13 protein-coding genes and 1 tRNA gene are annotated in these 15940 nt (G+C 63.0%); 8 read left to right on the top strand and 6 right to left on the bottom strand.

Annotated elements, in window-relative coordinates:
* Nucleotides 1–64 precede the first annotated feature (64 nt).
* Nucleotides 65–2194, top strand: a complete 2130-nt coding sequence (locus ACVNHC_RS07310; RefSeq protein WP_457166832.1) for a sodium-translocating pyrophosphatase — start codon at nucleotides 65–67, stop codon at nucleotides 2192–2194.
* A gap of 482 nt (nucleotides 2195–2676) precedes the next feature.
* Here the strand turns inward: ACVNHC_RS07310 and ACVNHC_RS07305 are convergent, their stop codons facing one another.
* On the bottom strand, nucleotides 2677–3114 hold the full coding sequence (locus ACVNHC_RS07305) for an outer membrane protein assembly factor BamE (protein ID WP_050471315.1): 438 nt from the start codon (nucleotides 3112–3114) through the stop codon (nucleotides 2677–2679).
* A 130-nt stretch (nucleotides 3115–3244) separates the two neighbouring features.
* On the opposite strand from ACVNHC_RS07305, the gene ACVNHC_RS07300 reads away from it, so the two are divergent.
* The 6 genes from ACVNHC_RS07300 to ACVNHC_RS07275 all read left to right on the top strand — a co-directional run bounded on the left by ACVNHC_RS07300 (nucleotide 3245) and on the right by ACVNHC_RS07275 (nucleotide 7713).
* Complete coding sequence (locus ACVNHC_RS07300; RefSeq protein WP_019962529.1) at nucleotides 3245–3799, top strand: ubiquinol-cytochrome C chaperone family protein; 555 nt, start codon at nucleotides 3245–3247, stop codon at nucleotides 3797–3799.
* A complete protein-coding gene (locus ACVNHC_RS07295) occupies nucleotides 3792–4355 on the top strand; it encodes a YceD family protein (RefSeq protein WP_457166831.1) in 564 nt (187 codons plus the stop codon). The genes ACVNHC_RS07300 and ACVNHC_RS07295 overlap by 8 nt, the downstream gene beginning before the upstream one ends.
* Nucleotides 4356–4565: 210 nt before the next feature.
* Complete coding sequence (gene plsX, locus ACVNHC_RS07290; RefSeq protein WP_050471413.1) at nucleotides 4566–5630, top strand: phosphate acyltransferase PlsX; 1065 nt, start codon at nucleotides 4566–4568, stop codon at nucleotides 5628–5630.
* Complete coding sequence (locus tag ACVNHC_RS07285; RefSeq protein ID WP_457166830.1) at nucleotides 5627–6604, top strand: beta-ketoacyl-ACP synthase III; 978 nt, start codon at nucleotides 5627–5629, stop codon at nucleotides 6602–6604. The genes plsX and ACVNHC_RS07285 overlap by 4 nt, the downstream gene beginning before the upstream one ends.
* Nucleotides 6605–6755: 151 nt before the next feature.
* Nucleotides 6756–7070, top strand: coding sequence for an integration host factor subunit alpha (locus ACVNHC_RS07280; RefSeq protein WP_019962525.1), 315 nt, complete (start codon nucleotides 6756–6758; stop codon nucleotides 7068–7070).
* A 22-nt stretch (nucleotides 7071–7092) separates the two neighbouring features.
* The gene (locus ACVNHC_RS07275) at nucleotides 7093–7713 is read left to right on the top strand and encodes a MerR family transcriptional regulator (protein ID WP_123193988.1); all 621 of its coding nucleotides are present in this window, start codon (nucleotides 7093–7095) and stop codon (nucleotides 7711–7713) included.
* 843 nt (nucleotides 7714–8556) lie between these two features.
* On the opposite strand, the gene ACVNHC_RS07270 is transcribed toward ACVNHC_RS07275, so the two are convergent.
* The 5 genes from ACVNHC_RS07270 to ACVNHC_RS07250 form a co-directional block, all read right to left on the bottom strand.
* Nucleotides 8557–8633 (bottom strand) — tRNA-Pro (locus ACVNHC_RS07270).
* On the bottom strand, nucleotides 8624–9931 hold the full coding sequence (locus ACVNHC_RS07265) for an O-antigen ligase family protein (RefSeq protein ID WP_457166829.1): 1308 nt from the start codon (nucleotides 9929–9931) through the stop codon (nucleotides 8624–8626). The genes ACVNHC_RS07270 and ACVNHC_RS07265 overlap by 10 nt, the downstream gene beginning before the upstream one ends.
* Nucleotides 9928–11541, bottom strand: coding sequence for an undecaprenyl-phosphate glucose phosphotransferase (locus ACVNHC_RS07260; protein WP_208982537.1), 1614 nt, complete (start codon nucleotides 11539–11541; stop codon nucleotides 9928–9930). Before ACVNHC_RS07260 ends, ACVNHC_RS07265 begins: the two co-directional genes overlap by 4 nt.
* On the bottom strand, nucleotides 11541–12761 hold the full coding sequence (locus ACVNHC_RS07255) for a glycosyltransferase family 4 protein (RefSeq protein WP_094463903.1): 1221 nt from the start codon (nucleotides 12759–12761) through the stop codon (nucleotides 11541–11543). Before ACVNHC_RS07255 ends, ACVNHC_RS07260 begins: the two co-directional genes overlap by 1 nt.
* A 103-nt stretch (nucleotides 12762–12864) precedes the next feature.
* Nucleotides 12865–13422 (bottom strand): polysaccharide biosynthesis/export family protein, encoded by a 558-nt coding sequence (locus ACVNHC_RS07250; RefSeq protein WP_019962521.1) that lies wholly within the window; start codon nucleotides 13420–13422, stop codon nucleotides 12865–12867.
* A 193-nt stretch (nucleotides 13423–13615) separates the two neighbouring features.
* Between ACVNHC_RS07250 and ACVNHC_RS07245 the strand changes: the two genes are divergently transcribed.
* Nucleotides 13616–15922 (top strand): succinoglycan transporter, encoded by a 2307-nt coding sequence (locus ACVNHC_RS07245; RefSeq protein ID WP_457166828.1) that lies wholly within the window; start codon nucleotides 13616–13618, stop codon nucleotides 15920–15922.
* The last annotated feature ends 18 nt before the right edge of the window (nucleotides 15923–15940 follow it).

The raw sequence follows: 15940 nt of genomic DNA, 5'->3' as shown, positions 1-15940 counted from the left end.
GTCAAGATAAAATGCTGTCATAGAACGATCGGATTGCCGGGCTGCCCATTCATTGGGAGGACTCATGACCGAGCTTGTCGTCGTCATTGCCTGTGGCCTTCTGGGGCTGGCTTACGGGGGCTGGGCGATCCAGTCTGTGATGGCATCCGATGCGGGCAACGCCCGGATGCAGGAGATCGCGGGGGCGATCCAGGAAGGTGCGCAGGCCTATCTGACGCGCCAGTACACAACCATCGCCATCGCTGGCGCGGTCATCTTCGTTCTCGGCGCCTGGCTGCTGGGCCTCGCCGTCGCCATCGGCTTTGCGGCAGGGGCCATTCTCTCCGGTCTTGCCGGTTTTATCGGTATGATGGTGTCGGTCCGCGCCAATGTGCGCACGGCGCAGGCCTCCAGCCAGAGCCTTGCGGCCGGACTGGAGATTGCCTTCAAGTCCGGCGCAGTGACCGGGCTGCTGGTGGCAGGCCTCGCGCTGCTGGGCGTCACGGTCTATTTCGTCATCCTCACCCGCGTTCTCGGCTATGACCCGACGAGCCGTGCTGTTATCGATGCGCTGGTGGCGCTTGGGTTCGGCGCTTCGCTCATCTCCATCTTTGCCCGTCTGGGCGGCGGCATCTTCACCAAGGGTGCGGATGTGGGCGGCGATCTTGTTGGCAAGGTGGAGGCGGGCATCCCGGAAGATGATCCGCGCAACCCGGCCACCATCGCCGACAATGTCGGTGACAATGTCGGCGACTGCGCCGGCATGGCGGCGGACCTGTTCGAGACCTATGCGGTGACGCTGGTCGCCACCATGGTTCTGGCGGCGATCCTCTTTGCCGGAACGGCGGCGACGGCTCCGGCCATGCTCTATCCGATGACCATCGGCGGCGCCTGCATCCTGACATCGATTGCAGGCACCTTCTTCGTCAAGCTGGGGGCCAACAATTCGATCATGGGCGCGCTCTACAAGGGCTTCATCGCCACGTCCGTGCTGTCGCTCATCATCCTGTTCCCGGTCACGTCCTTTGTCTTCGGCGGCATGGGCGTGGTGCTGACCACCAGCGGCGGGCTCTCCTTCACGCCCATGTCGCTCTATCTGTGCGGTGTCGCCGGTCTGGCCGTCACCGGGCTGATCATCTGGGTGACGGAATATTACACCGGCACCGGCTACCGCCCGGTCCGCTCCATCGCCCAGGCATCCGTCACGGGCCATGGCACCAACGTCATTCAGGGCCTTGCCATCTCGATGGAGGCAACGGCTGTTCCGGCGCTGATCATCATCGCGGGCATCATCGTCACCTACTCGCTGGCAGGCCTCTTCGGCATCGCCGTTGCGGTGACCACGATGCTGGCGCTGGCCGGCATGGTGGTGGCGCTGGATGCCTTCGGCCCGGTGACGGACAATGCCGGCGGCATCGCCGAAATGGCCGATCTTCCGGCAGAAGTGCGCGTGACGACGGATGCGCTGGATGCGGTGGGCAACACCACCAAGGCGGTCACCAAGGGCTATGCCATCGGCTCGGCCGGGCTCGGCGCGCTGGTGCTCTTTGCCGCCTATACGGAGGATCTGCGCTACTTCATCAGCAACTCGGACCAGTATCCCTATTTCGCCGGGCTGACGCCGGATACGCTCGATTTCTCCCTGTCGAACCCCTATGTCGTCGTCGGCCTCTTCTTCGGCGGGATGTTGCCTTATCTCTTCGGCGGCATTGCCATGACCGCTGTGGGCCGGGCCGCCTCTGCCGTGGTGGAGGAGGTGCGCCGCCAGTTCCGCGAAAAGCCGGGCATCATGGCGGGGACCGAGCGGCCTGATTATGGCCGGGCGGTGGACATGCTCACCCGCGCCGCCATCCGCGAAATGGTCATCCCCTCGCTGCTGCCGGTGCTCTCGCCGATTGTCTGCTTCTTTGCCATCAACGCCATTGCCGGCAAGGCCAATGCCTTTGCGGCCGTGGGGGCGATGCTGCTGGGCATCATCATCACCGGGCTGTTCGTCGCCCTGTCGATGACCTCCGGCGGCGGGGCCTGGGACAATGCGAAGAAATACATCGAGGACGGCCATCACGGCGGCAAGGGTTCCGATGCCCACAAGGCCGCGGTGACCGGTGACACCGTGGGCGACCCCTACAAGGACACCGCAGGTCCGGCGGTCAATCCGATGATCAAGATCGCCAACATCGTCGCCCTGCTGCTGCTGGCCGTGCTGGCGCATTGATACTGAGGGCGGACAGCAACCCGCAGTGATGCGCCTGCATGGTTGCAGGACGCCTCCGCTCCCCTCCCCCTCGTGGGGAGGGGTAAGGGGTGGGGGGATCTGAGCCTGCAAGGGTTTGAAAAATGGATCTTTTCCTGATGAGGCATCAGGAGGAGAAGCTGTCTGTAACCAATGGATACTCTGCCAGGCGGAAAGGCCTTCCCCCCACCCCTACCCCCTCCCCACCAGGGGGAGGGGGGCTGAAACGCCGTGCCGGAGTGACCAGACTGCAGCCTTTCACCAAACCGTCTCTGGCTTCAACCAAGATGTGTGCATGCAGTAGCTCAAGGGGGGAGGGGGGGCTGCGGCAAAGGAAGAGTGCGTTTCTTCTCCTTGCGTCCCTTGTAAACGCTGGCCGGAAGTGGGGCCAAACCTTCACCCAGACAAAAATCCCCCGGAAGGATCTTCCGGGGGATTTGAACTTTTGACCTTGCCGTTCGGGCTCAGAGGCCAAGCGACGGGTTGGCGGCGCCGCGCAGGATCTGCGTCAGGAAGCCGTAGTCGGAGCCACCGGTGCGGGTCTTGCGGCCGATGAAGTCGAAGACCTTGCCGTCCTGCATGCCGTAGTTGGCGATGTCCTTCACAAAGCCATCCTTGTCGAAATAGATGGCGACCACCCGCTGCTCGACGATCTTCGGCTTCATGAAGGCGGTCGTCTCGGCGGTCTGGGAAATGTAGTAATAGGCGAGACCGTCAATCTCGGACGTGGTGGACGGCGACCCGAGGACCAGCTCGACATTCTCCTTGCTCGACCCCACCTGCACCTGCTGCAGCATGTCGGGGGAGATGGAATGGCCGTGATTGTAGGTCTGGGTGAAGCATCCGCCTACGGTCAGCCCGAGGAGAATGGGAAGCATCAGCACATGCGCCTTGGTCTTCATTCGTCGTTCCTGTCCCGTCTGAACCGGCCTTGCAGTCCGGTGCGTATTTGAATTCGTTCCTTGGCAAAGCAAGTAACCTGCGTTAGGGCACAAGGCAACACCGTCCGCTCGGGACCAGTCGAGGCATTCCATGGTATTTGGCCTTTTCCGCCGCCGTACCCGGCCATCCGAATACGCTCTTTATGGCGCTATCGTGGCTCAGGCGCGTCAGCCTGCCTTCTACGCAGCACTTTCTGTGCCTGACACCGTGGATGGCCGGTTCGACATGATGATCCTGCACGCTGTTCTGCTTTTCCGCCGTCTGCAGGGGGAAGGCAAGGAGGCTGCTGCCACGTCGCAGGCGGTTTTCGACCTGTTTTTCCGCGATATGGACGCTTCCTTGCGCGAAATGGGCATTAGCGACAACCGCGTGCCGAAGAAGGTACGCAAGATGGCCGAGGCCTTTTATGGCCGTGCCGCCGCCTATGGCGAGGCGCTGGACAGCGGCAATGCGCAGGATCTGGCGGCAGCCATCGGCCGCAACATCTTCACCGAAGCCGCCAATCCGCCGGCTTGCGACAAGCTGGCGCTTTACATGATGGATGCGGTCAAGACACTGGCGGACCTGCCGCTGGATGACATCATGACCGCCAAACTCGCCTGGCCCGACGTGCCGGCGCTTGAGGGAACCCCGAATCATGACTGATGTGCCGACACCCTTTTCGCACCGCTTTCAGGTGTCGCGTCTGGGCAACACGCCAAAGACCGTGGAACTGACCGCTGATGCGGAGGCGCTTGCCCGCATTGCCGAAGCCTATGGCCTCGACAGCCTCACCCGTTTCACCGCCACGCTGGAAGTGCGGCCGTGGAAGAAGGCCGGTGTCTTTGTGACGGGCGATCTGGAGGCCGAGGGCGCGCAGCGCTGCGTCGTCACGCTGGTGCCGCTGCCGATGAGCGTGAAGGACCACTTCGAACGGGCCTATGAACCGGAACTTGATCCGCGCCGCCGCAACCCGGACCTTGGCGAGGATGGCGAGATCGAAATCGATCTGGAAGCCCCGGAGCCACCCGATGCGATCGAGGACGGAATGATCGACCTGGGCGCGCTCGTCTGCGAGCAGTTCGTCCTGGCTCTGGACCCGTTCCCGCGCGCAGCTGATGCGGAACTGGAGTTTGAAGCACCCGCAGACGTGGAAGAGGAAGAAGAAAAGCCTTCGCCCTTCAAGGTGCTTGAGCAGCTCAAGAACAAGGACAAGCCATAAGGGGGAGTGGGCGAGGGGCGAAAACGGTTGTTTCCCGCCCCAAAACCGTTATGTTCGCCGCGCTGTACCTGCAAGATGGCGGACTGACCCTTTAGCCACCCCGGCTTGCTGTGGCGGATCTGCCAGCATCAGAGTGGCAGTCTCGAGATGCTTTCACGGCCTCCGGCCCTGATGAGCGCTCCCAAGCGAATGGACGACAAGAACCTTCAGATGGCAAAACCCATTCATATTGCCCTTGATGCCATGGGCGGCGACGCCGGTGCCGAAATGGTGCTGCCGGGGGCGGAGATTGCGCTGCTGCGCCACCCCGGCATCCGGTTTCTGATTTTCGGGCAGGAAAAGATTGTCCTGCCGCTTCTGGAAAAATACCCGCGCCTGCGCGATGCCTCCACCTTCTTCCACTGCGAAGTGGCGGTGTCCATGGACGCCAAGCCCAGCCAGGCGCTGCGCCAGGGGCGCTGGCGCTCCAGCATGTGGCGCGCCATCGAGGCCGTGAAGAACGGCGAGGCTGACGTGGCCGTGTCGGCGGGCAACACCGGCGCGCTGATGGCCATGTCCACCTTCTGCCTGCGCACCATGGCCAATATCGACCGCCCCGCCATCGCCGCCATCTGGCCGACGGCACGCGGGGAAAGCGTGGTGCTGGATGTGGGCGCCACCATCGGCGCCGATGCGCAGCAGCTGATCGATTTCGCCATTCTGGGCGGGGCAATGGCCCGGGCCCTCTTCGGGGTTGAAAAGCCGACCGTCGGCCTGCTCAACATCGGCGTGGAAGAAGTGAAGGGCCTTGAAGAGGTCCGCACCGCCGGCCGCATCATGCGTGAGGCGCCGTTCCGCTCCTTCTCCTATGCCGGTTTCGTTGAAGGCGATGATCTGGGCAAGGGCACCGTCGATGTGGTGGTGACCGAAGGATTCGCCGGCAACATTGCGCTGAAGACCGCCGAAGGCACAGCCAAGCAGATTGCAGGCTATCTGCGCGCTGCCATGAACCGGTCGCTGTTCTCCAGGCTCGGTTATCTGCTGGCCCGCGGCGCCTTCAACCAGCTGCGCGAAAAGCTTGACCCGCGCAAGGTCAATGGCGGCGTGTTCCTCGGCCTCAACGGCGTCGTGATCAAGAGCCATGGCGGCACTGACGCCGAGGGTCTTGCCAGCGCCATCGCCCTTGCCCACGACATGGTGCGCAACGAGCTTCTGCAAAAGATCTCCCAGGACCTGGTCCACTATCACCGTGGCCGTTTTCCCGTATCCGCTGAAACTCCCGAAGGTGACGAGTGACCACCATCCGTTCGACCGTTCTCGGCTGCGGCAGCTATCTGCCCGAGAAAATCCTCACCAATGAAGACCTCGCCCGTATGGTGGACACCACCGACGAGTGGATCGTGCAGCGCACCGGCATCCGCCAGCGCCACATCGCCGCCGAGGGCGAGTTCACGTCCCATCTGGCGATCAAGGCCGCCGAGCGGGCTCTCGCCCATGCGGGCCTGACGGCGCAGAATATCGACACCATCATTCTGGCAACCGCAACGCCGGACAACACCTTCCCGTCCACGGCGGTGCAGGTGCAGGCGGCTCTCGGCATGCGTCACGGTGTGGCCTTCGATGTGCATGCGGTGTGCTCGGGCTTCGTCTTTGCCCTGACGACGGCAGATACGTTCATCCGCTGCGGCCAGGCGAAGCGCGTGCTGGTGATCGGTGCCGAGACCTTCTCCCGGATTCTGGACTGGAACGACCGCACCACCTGCGTGCTCTTCGGTGATGGCGCCGGGGCGGTGATTCTGGAAGGGCGTGAAGCCTCCGGCACCGTGGCCGATCACGGGATCTTGACCTCGCATCTGCGCTCGGACGGCCAGCACAAGTCCAAGCTCTATGTGGATGGCGGCCCCTCCACGACCCAGACGGTCGGCCACCTGCGCATGGAAGGCAAGGAAGTCTTCAAGCACGCGGTGGGCATGATCACGGACGTGATCGAGGATGCCTTCAAGGCCACGGGCCTGACCGGTGAAGATCTCACCTGGTTCATCCCGCATCAGGCCAACCGGCGCATCATCGACGCCAGCGCAAAGAAGCTTGATATTGCGCCGGAAAAGGTGGTCGTCACTGTCGATCTTCACGGCAACACCTCTGCCGCGTCTATTCCCTTGGCACTTGATGCTGCCGTCAAGGATGGCCGCGTGAAGTCCGGTGACCTCATCATGCTCGAGGCCATGGGCGGCGGTTTCACCTGGGGTTCGGTCCTGTTGCGCTGGTAAGCAGTTTTGACGGGGCTGTGTCATCACCTTGCGTGAAGCTGACAGCGCTCATATCTGCGGTTGACCCTCGTTTCCGGACGCAATACCGTACGTCCGGAAAAGAAGTTCCACTGCAAAATCAGCCGGATCACGCTCCGGGCGAGGAGGAGGCATGGGTAACAGGACCATCACGCGCGCTGACCTTTGTGAGGCCGTCTACCAGAAGGTAGGTCTGTCCCGCACGGAATCCTCCGAACTGGTGGAGCGGGTGCTTTCTGAGATTTCGGATTGCCTGGTGACGGGCGAATCCGTCAAGCTCTCTTCCTTCGGGTCATTCCTTGTCCGCTCCAAGGGGGAGCGGATCGGGCGCAATCCGAAAACCGGCGAGGAAGTGCCGATTTCGCCGCGCCGGGTGATGGTTTTCAAGCCCAGCAACATACTCAAGCAGAAGATCAACGAGTCGCTGGCAGGCAACGGCAGCGACTGAGCTTCCGAACCGGTGACGCAGCATGAGCATGTCTGAAAAAAGCCCGGACGCCTTCCGGACCATCAGCGAAGTGGCGGAAGATCTCGATCTTCCCCAGCATGTGCTGCGCTTCTGGGAGACCCGCTTCACCCAGATCAAGCCGCTGAAGCGCGGCGGCGGGCGGCGCTATTACCGCCCCGATGACGTGGAGCTGCTGCGCGGCATCCGCCATCTTCTTTACGGTGAAGGCTACACGATCAAGGGCGTCCAGCGTATCCTCAAGGAGCAGGGACCCCGTTTCGTCATGCAGATCTGGCGCGAGGACGCCATTCCGCTGGCGGCCGCTCCGCGCATGGATGACATGGATGACGAGGACGGTGCAGCCGTGCCCGCGCCGCCCCAGCGCAAGCCCCAGGTGGTGATGCAGGAGCCGGAGCCCCCGCGTGATACGGGCGGCCTGCCGAGCGAGGTTCTGCCGCGCGGGCTTCTGGCGGACAATGATCCGCGCGCTCACGCCGCACAGGGCAAAGGCTTCCGCTTCATGGAGCGCTTCCTCTCCGACCGCACCGAAGAGGCGGGCCTTTCCAAGGACGACGTGCGCCGGCTTCAGGCGACATTGTTCGAACTTCTGGAATGCAAGCGCCTGCTGGATCAGGCGCGGTAGGGCGCGGGATGTTCTGAACGCGGCCGGACTGATCAGTCCGGCGCAGGGCACGCGCAGCTTTTGCTCAAGCTTTAACCCCACACTCCGTCCTGCCATGACTTGATCATGGCACCCATTCCCTTGCCTTTCCGCATGGTTTGCACGTCGAGTAGGGCGGCGAAATGTTTGTCCGGATCGGGATGAGAGGTCACGGCATGGATGGCATGATCAAGTCATGCCATGACGAAAGCGGATGGGTTGGGAGGACAGGAGAGGGGCTGAGACGGGCGGGGATGGGGCAAGGCGTTGATGCTGCATCCACCGGGGTGCCGGCGTTTTTCCGGCAAAATCCGCCCCACACTCCGTCCTGCCATGACTTGATCATGGCATCCATTCCCTTGCCTATCCGCACGGTTTTCACGTCGAGTAGGGCGGCGAAACGCTTGTCCGGGGCGGGATGAGAGGGCACGGCATGGATGGCATGATCAAGTCATGCCATGACGAAAATGGATGGGTGAGGGGGCTGGAGAGGGGCTGAGACGAGCGGGGATGGGGCAAGGCGTTGATGCTGCATCCACCGGGGCGCCAGCGTTTTTCCCGCCAAATCCGCCCCAACTCCGTCATGCCATGACTTGATCATGGCACCCATTCCCTTGCCTTTCCGCACGGTTTGCACGTCGAATATGGTGGAGAAAAGCTTGTCCGGGGCGGGATGAGAGGTCACGGCATGGATGGCATGATCAAGTCATGCCATGACGAACATGTGAGGCTTGGCGCTTTGAAGCGCTTACCCGTCATCTCACCATGTCAGAAAAAATGTCGCCGGTGCCACTTGCCATGCTCCGTGGAGCTTTCGGCTTTAAGTGGTCGGGCAGGCCGGATTCGAACCGACGACCCCTTGACCCCCAGTCAAGTGCGCTACCAGGCTGCGCTACTGCCCGACGACAGGGCTCTCTCTATCCGCTTCCTTTGCCCGGCGCAAGACTTGCCTTGCATTCAAATCCACAGTCCGCTGTTTTTGCTCAAGCTTGTGGATGGCGATGAGCCCCCAGGCGAGGCCGAGCAGCAGGAAATAGTGGCGCCAGTGGTCGATATCGATGATCACGCTCATCAAGGCATGGCCCACGAGCACCGCAAAAACGCAGTGGGCAAAGCCCGTCCACGGCCTGTGCTGGAAGAGCAGGGGCACGAGAGCGGCAACCGTCCAGATCACCAGCAGCGGATAGACCACGCCGCCGAGCCAGCCATAGGAGGTGAAGGCCTTCAGGTAGACGTTGTGTTCATCTTCGGGGAAATACTTGTTGAACTCCAGCGGTCCGAGACCGAAGGGGCGTTCCATCACCATCTCGAAGCCCATGCCATAGCGGGCAAAGCGGCCGAGACGGGCGCCGTCATAGTCCTGCACAAGTCTTGCCCGCTCGCTGAACATGGCGGCGACGCTGTCGATGGACAAGGCGGCCGCAAGAAGCAGCAGCACGGCGGCAAGGCCGCCCGCGCCCACCAGCACCAGCCGCAGCCGTTCCCGGGGGCGGCGCTCATGGATGAGGCTGAGCAGGTAGACGAGGATGCCGGACAGGGCCAGGAGGCCCCAGGCGCCGCGCGAGAAGCTGAGGAAGATGCCCAGCACCAGCACGGGCAGAATCAGCAAGGCGGCAGGGCTTGAGAACAGGCCCCGCGTCAGCAGCCGGTGGACCAGCAGCACCGTGGGCAGCACCAGGAACGGGCCGAAGACATTGGGGTCCTGAAAGGTCCCGCGCGCCCGGCCGTAGAGCGTGAACACCTCGCTGCCGGGAAACAGCCGGAAATAGGCGGCAACGCCTATGGAGGCGCAGAGAAGCGCGCTTGCAACATAGGCCCGCTCGATGAGGAACAGCCGGCCGGGATCGGCGCTGACAACGGCGGCGTAGAATATCGCCGTTGCGGCGAGAAAGCCGGAGACGGCCATATACATGGCGGCGGTGGGCACATCGCGGGCAAAGGGCACCGCCATGGTGCCGCCGGCCATGAAGAGGATGAGAAGCACGGTCAGCGGGCCGAACTCAGGCCGCAGGCGCAGCCCGAACAGAAGCCACAGCACCAGAAGCCCGGCCATGAACAGCTCGTAAGGGGCGGGTTCCTCGATCACAAAGCCGCCGAGGAACACGGCCACCCACAGGGCCGCCGCGCTGATGCGTGACACAGGGATCAGCAGCCTGCGGCCGCTGCCCTGTTGTCCCGCAATGGCGGCCCCGGTGCTCAATAGGCGTTCTCCGTGTTCAGCAGGCGGATGGGCGTCAGGGCGAGGATCTTGATGTCGAAGAAGATGGACCAGTTCTCGATGTAATAGAGGTCGAACTCGACGCGCTTCTGGATCTTCTCCGGCGTATCCACCTCGCCGCGCCAGCCGTTGATCTGGGCCCAGCCGGTGACGCCCGGCTTCACCTTGTGGCGGGCGAAGTAGCCGTAGACCACCTCATCCCACGTCTGGTCATTGGTGTGGGCATTGACCGCATGCGGACGCGGGCCGACGAGGGAGAGCGTGCCTGCCAGCACGTTGAAGAGCTGCGGCAGCTCGTCGATGGACGAGCGGCGGATGAAGCGGCCCACCTTGGTGACGCGCGGATCACCCTTGGTCACCACCTTCTTGGCGGCCGGGTCGGCCATGTCATGGAACATCGAACGGAACTTCAGCACGTCGATGATCTCGTTGTTGAAGCCATAGCGCTTCTGGCGGAACAGCACCGGGCCGCGGCTGTCGAGCTTGATGGCAATGGCGGTCGCCAGCATCACCGGGGACAGGGCAATGATGGCAAGGCTTGCCACCACCACGTCGAATACCCGCTTGGCCACCATGTCCCAGTCGGTGATGGGCTTTTCAACCACATCGACGAAAGGCACCGCCCCGATGAAAGAGGAGGCGCGGTTGCGGAAACGCATCTTGTCCGTATGAGCGGAGAGGCGGATGTCGATGGGCAGCACCCAGAGCTTGCGCAGAAGCTCAAGAACGCGCTTTTCGGCGCGCAGCGGAATGCAGACGATCAGCATGTCGATGCGGGCGCGGCGGCCAAATTCCACCAGTGCATCGATGTTGCCCAGCTTCGGATACCCGGCCACCACTTCCGGCGAGCGGTCATTGGCGCGGTCGTCAAAGATGCCGCAGATGCGGATGTCGTTGCCGCTCTGGCTTTCCAGCTCATGGATAAGATCAGCGGCGGCCTGGCCTCCGCCGACGATGACCGCGCGCCGTTCAAGCCGGCCTGAGCGGATCCAGGAACTGACCAGCCTCGACAGGATGAGGCGGCTGACAACAAGCCCAAACAGACCCGAAGCATACCAGAGACCGGCGGCCTGCGGCGCGATGTGGCGCGGCAGGTCGGTGGTGACAAAGGCGATGGCGAACATTGCCAGGACCAGCGTCCAGCCACCGGCAATGCGTCCGGTCTGGGCAAGGCCCGAACGCAGGACGCGGACCTGATAGGCATCAAAGCCCTGAAAGAAGGCAAGGGTGAAGAAGAGCGCGGCCGCAACGGCGCCGAACGTCAGCGCGGTGAAGGGCGTGCCGGAGAAACTGAGGCTGGCAAAGCCCGTTGCGGCGACGATGATGACATCGAGTAGCCGGACCGAGCCTTCGAGGACTGGCTGGGAGATGCCGTCGCTGCGCAGGCTGCGGGCGATTTCTTCGGCCGCAGGCGAAAGCGCGGTGCCGGAGCCGCTGCTGGCCCGGCTGCCGTCTGCGGCGGTATCCGAGCGCCGCAGCTCTTCTGCGAGCCGCTTGCGCAAGCTCTCGGCATCATCTGCGGCTCTTGCCGGCCCTTCCAAAGGAGCGGCGGCGGCCTGGGACAAGGGGGGAGTCGTGGAATCGGTGGTCATTATGATCCCTGCTTGCTCGATCTCGCCAAAAGCGATGCGCCTTGGGTGAGGGAGGAAGTGGCTTCCGTGCTGGTGACAGTGGGAAGGCCAAGTAATTGATGATAAAAAGAAATGACAAGCTCACCCATACGCGGTGCGGTGAAGGTGCTCATAATGCTTTGCCGCACTTCTGCGGTCTGGGCGCGGGCCCGCTCCGGACTGGCCATGACCGCGCGCATGGCGCTGGCAAGGCGGCTGCTGCTGCCGGAATCGACGAGGCGGTCTGCATGAACGCCAAAAATCTCGGGAATGCCGCCGACCCGTGTCGCGACGATGGGCATGCCCGCGCCGATGGCCTCCAGAACCACATAGGGCATGGCCTCTGCACGGGAGGGCACGACGACGCAGCGGCCCATGGCAAAGGCGCGGCGCGCGGGCATGGCACCTGCGAAGGTGATGCAATCTGCTAGGCCCAGTTGAGCGGCTCTGGCCTCGAATTCGGCTCGTTGCGGGCCTTCCCCTGCGATGATGGCGCTGATCCTGCGTCCGGTCTGCAATGTCAGGTCGTAGATGGCGTCTATGAACAGGTCCGTGCCCTTGAGCTGGCGGAGCATGCCGACATAGACAAAATCCGCGGCATTGGCCTGCTGGGCAACCGGCTCGAAGTCTTCGCGGAGCAGACCGTTGTAAACAACCCTTGAGGGAACGCGCAGGGCGCCGATCTTGCTTTCATAGGCAGCCTTCTCGTAGTCGGCAACGAACAGCAATCCATCGGTGAAGCGGTTCTGCAGGCGCTCAATGGCGTGATAGATCCGCCCTTCGCACCTGTTCGGATCGTAGTGGAGGCTGCCGCCATGCGGCGAATAGACCCGCACCGGCCGGTGCTTGCGCCCGCGCAGCAGCGAGCCGATCAGCCGCACATAGGCCCCGCCCTTTGCGCCATGCCCATGCAGCACATCCGGCGCAAGCGCGCGCACGCTGCCGTAGAGACGGGCTGCTGCAGCGATATCCTGAATGGTGAGGTGACGGCGCATGGCGAAACGGGTGACACCGAGTGCAAGATGCGGGCGAAGCCTGTCGAGAATGGCAAGGTCAAAGGCAGAGCCGGTGGAGGAATCGCAAACGAGCCCAACCTCGTGGCCGGCTGCGGCCTGGGCTTTTGCCAGATCATGAATATGCCGGATCGTCCCCCCGATCGGAGACCGGAGGCAATGCACGATCCGCAGCGGCTGCGAATTCATCTGAAACTCCCTGACCGCACACGGGCTCTCTTTACGGAACTCTCGTGTGGACAGGAAGCAAACTAGATCAAAGGGATGATTTCCAGGTTAATCCGCACCCGCCTCAGAACAATCTTTCGCGGACATGGATTGTGTCGCCCGGACGTACGGGATCGGTGATGGGAACGCGGCCATTGAGGATCTCGCCATTGATCTGGCGCGTCAGATCTGCGCTGGCCTGTTCTGCCCGGGCCGAGAAGCCGCCGGCGGTTGCGATGGCGTTCTGAACGGTCATTCCGGGAACATAGGCGTATTGGCCGGCAGCCTGCACTTCGCCCATGACGAAGATGGGGCGGTACTGGTCAACCTCAACCGACACATTCGGATCGCGCAGGAAACCCTTGCGCAGTGAAGCTTCAATGGCCTTGGCAAGCTCCTGCTGCGTCTTGCCGCGGGCGGGAACGGACCCGATCAGAGGCATTGAAATATAACCTGCCTGATCAACCACATAGGTGTTGGACAGGTCATTCTGGCCAAAGACGATGATACGCAAGCGGTCGCTGGAGTCGAGCCTATAGGGCTGGGTCAGGATTTCGTGAAAGGCAGACGGCGGGCGCTTGTAGCCGCTGCACCCGGCAAGGGTGAGGGCAATGGCAAAAGCTGCGAACAGGCGCGCGTACATGACTTACTCCAGGCTGACACAGAGGCACATTCGCAAAACGTGGTTAATGGCACGTGAACGAATAAGCCTGCCGTCAGGGTGATTAACTTTCATTTATAAAGGTTAATTTTCATTTAGACTGGAAGGAGGGTTGTTTAATGGTTCACTTACCATGTTTTGTCATTGTCACTCTAACAAGTGTGGAGTGAGGTGCATGGGCGGGTCGAAGGACATCTATCAGCCGCAGGATATGGCGCTGGATCTCGGCGGCCTGCTGCGCGCTATTGCCCGGTCCTTGCGCTGGCTGCTGCCGCTGACGCTGATTGTGGCGGCGCTTGTCTTTGCCGGTTTGCAGTTCGTCCCGGAAAAATTCAAGGGCGAGGCACGGGTTCTGATCGAGTCGGCCGATGCCCTGTTTCCCGGCGCCGCCCGCGGGGCGGAAGACGAGCGCGCACTGCTGGACAGCCAGGGCGTCGCCAGTCAGGTCCAGCTTCTGACCTCTGTGGATCTGGCCCGCCGCGTTGCGCAGCGGATGAACCTGGCATCCGTGCCGGAGTTCAAGGCCGAGACGCAGGCCGGAACCTTGCAGCAGCTGCTGATCAGCATCGGCCTGTCTCCCAGCCCGTCGCGCATTTCGGCCGAAGAGCGCCTGCTCCGCCATTTTGCCCGCAATCTCGACGTCTACCGGGTGGAGGGGTCCCGGGTGATCGCGGTCGAATATTCGGCCAAGAGCGCGGTTCTGGCAGCTGAAATCGCCAATGCCGTGGTGGACGAGTATCTGCAGATGCAGTCCGCCGCCAAGCGGGAGAGCCGCGCCGCTGCAGCGTCCGCATTGGAGCCGCAGATCCGCCGCATGACACAAGAGGTGCAGACCGCACGCAAGGCCGTGGAAGACTTCCGGGCCAAGGCTGACCTCCTGACCGGCGCAGGCGACCGGACGCTCAACGAACTTCAGCTCTCCGAGATCAGCTCCCAGCAGTCGTCTGCACAGGCTGCTGAAGCCGAGGCGGCCGCCAAGGCCGCGCAGCTGCGCAGGCTGCTGGACACCGGCGGCTCGCTGGAAGGGGCGAGCGAGGTGCTCAATTCAGGCCTGATTCAGCGTTTGCGGGAGCGGCAGGTGGAAATTCAGTCGCGGGTTGCCGAACTGTCCACGACGCTTCTGCCCGGTCACCCGCAGATCCGCGCGCTGACGTCGCAGCTCGCTGACTATGACGCGCAGATCCGTTCCGAGGCGCGCAAGATCCTGACCGGACTGGAAAATGACGCGGCGGTGGCAAAGCAGCAGGCGGCTGCCTTGAAAAGTCGCGTCGAAGAGCTCAAGGCTGCGGCTGCGCGCTCCAGCGCCGATCAGGTGCGCCTGCGCGAGTTGGAGCGCGAAGCTGATGCGCGGGCGGTGCAGCTGGACGCGCTCATGGCGAGCTATCGCAACGCGGACACGGGCCGCAATGCGGAGACCCTGCCGGCCGATGCCCGCGTGATTTCGCGGGCAGGCGTGCCCATCGAGCCCTATTCGCCAAAGATCGGGTTGTTCACCTTCATCTCGGCCCTCGCCACGTTCCTGCTGGGCTGTGCGATTGTCATCCTGCGTGAGTTCCTCTCCGGTGACGCGCTGAAGCCTGTGAACGAGGCCGAAGCCTACACGGCTCCTGTCATCCTGCGTGGCCCGGAGGCGGAGCCGGAAGCCCTGCAACCGGAAGACCTTCGGCAGGGCGAGTTGCCGGAGACGGAACCTGCCGCGGAAACACAGGAGAGGGTGACAGCGGAAGAGCAGAACGAAGACCTTTCTGCTGAAACCGCTTCAGATGAGCGGCTGATGCGCTCTTCGCCGGATGACGAAGGTCAGGGCAGCGAGGCCGGAGCGGCTGAAGCTGAGCGAACCCGTCAGGCTGAGGCCGCCGGCAGCCTGCGTGCCGCCGCCAGTGCAGCATCCCTTGCCGCAACGCCGGTGATGGGCGGGGCAGACGCTGCTTCTGAGGATGACGCCGCAGATGCAGCGCCGCGCCGTGTTGCCGTTGTTGCGCTGACGGATGCGGAACTGTCCCACGATTTTGCCTTCCGGCTGGTCCGGGATCTTGCGGGCCATGAAGATGAGCGCGCGCTGCTGGTCGAGGTTTTTCCCGAGAGCGAAGATCCCGGCGCCGCGCCCGGCTTTGCCGATCTGGTCTTCGGCAAGGCGTCTTTCTCCTCGGTGATCTACCGGGATGCCGGATCACGCGCGCATATCATCGAGGCGGGCCGTCCGGCTCTGAGCGATGACGTGGTCGACGAACGCTTCCCGCTGGTGCTGGACGCCATCGACGCCACCTATGACCGGATCGTTGTTGATCTCGGCAAGTTCACTGAAACGGCGGCAGCTGCCCATATGCTTGGCTTTGCCGATGAGGTGGTGGTGACGGTTCCGGCGGACATTCAGCCGCGCATTCTGGCTGAAAGGCTGGATCTGATCGCCTCGCAGACGGATGCCGACGTGAGGGTGAAACGCATCCGCCGGCGCAAGGGCTCCGGCGAGGCCGCTGCCTGATACGCCCTGCCGGAAGGC

The organism is Pannonibacter sp. Q-1 (genome assembly GCF_054073275.1).
The sequence above is the reverse complement of the archived record's forward strand: the minus strand, read 5'-3'. Positions and strand labels throughout refer to the sequence as shown.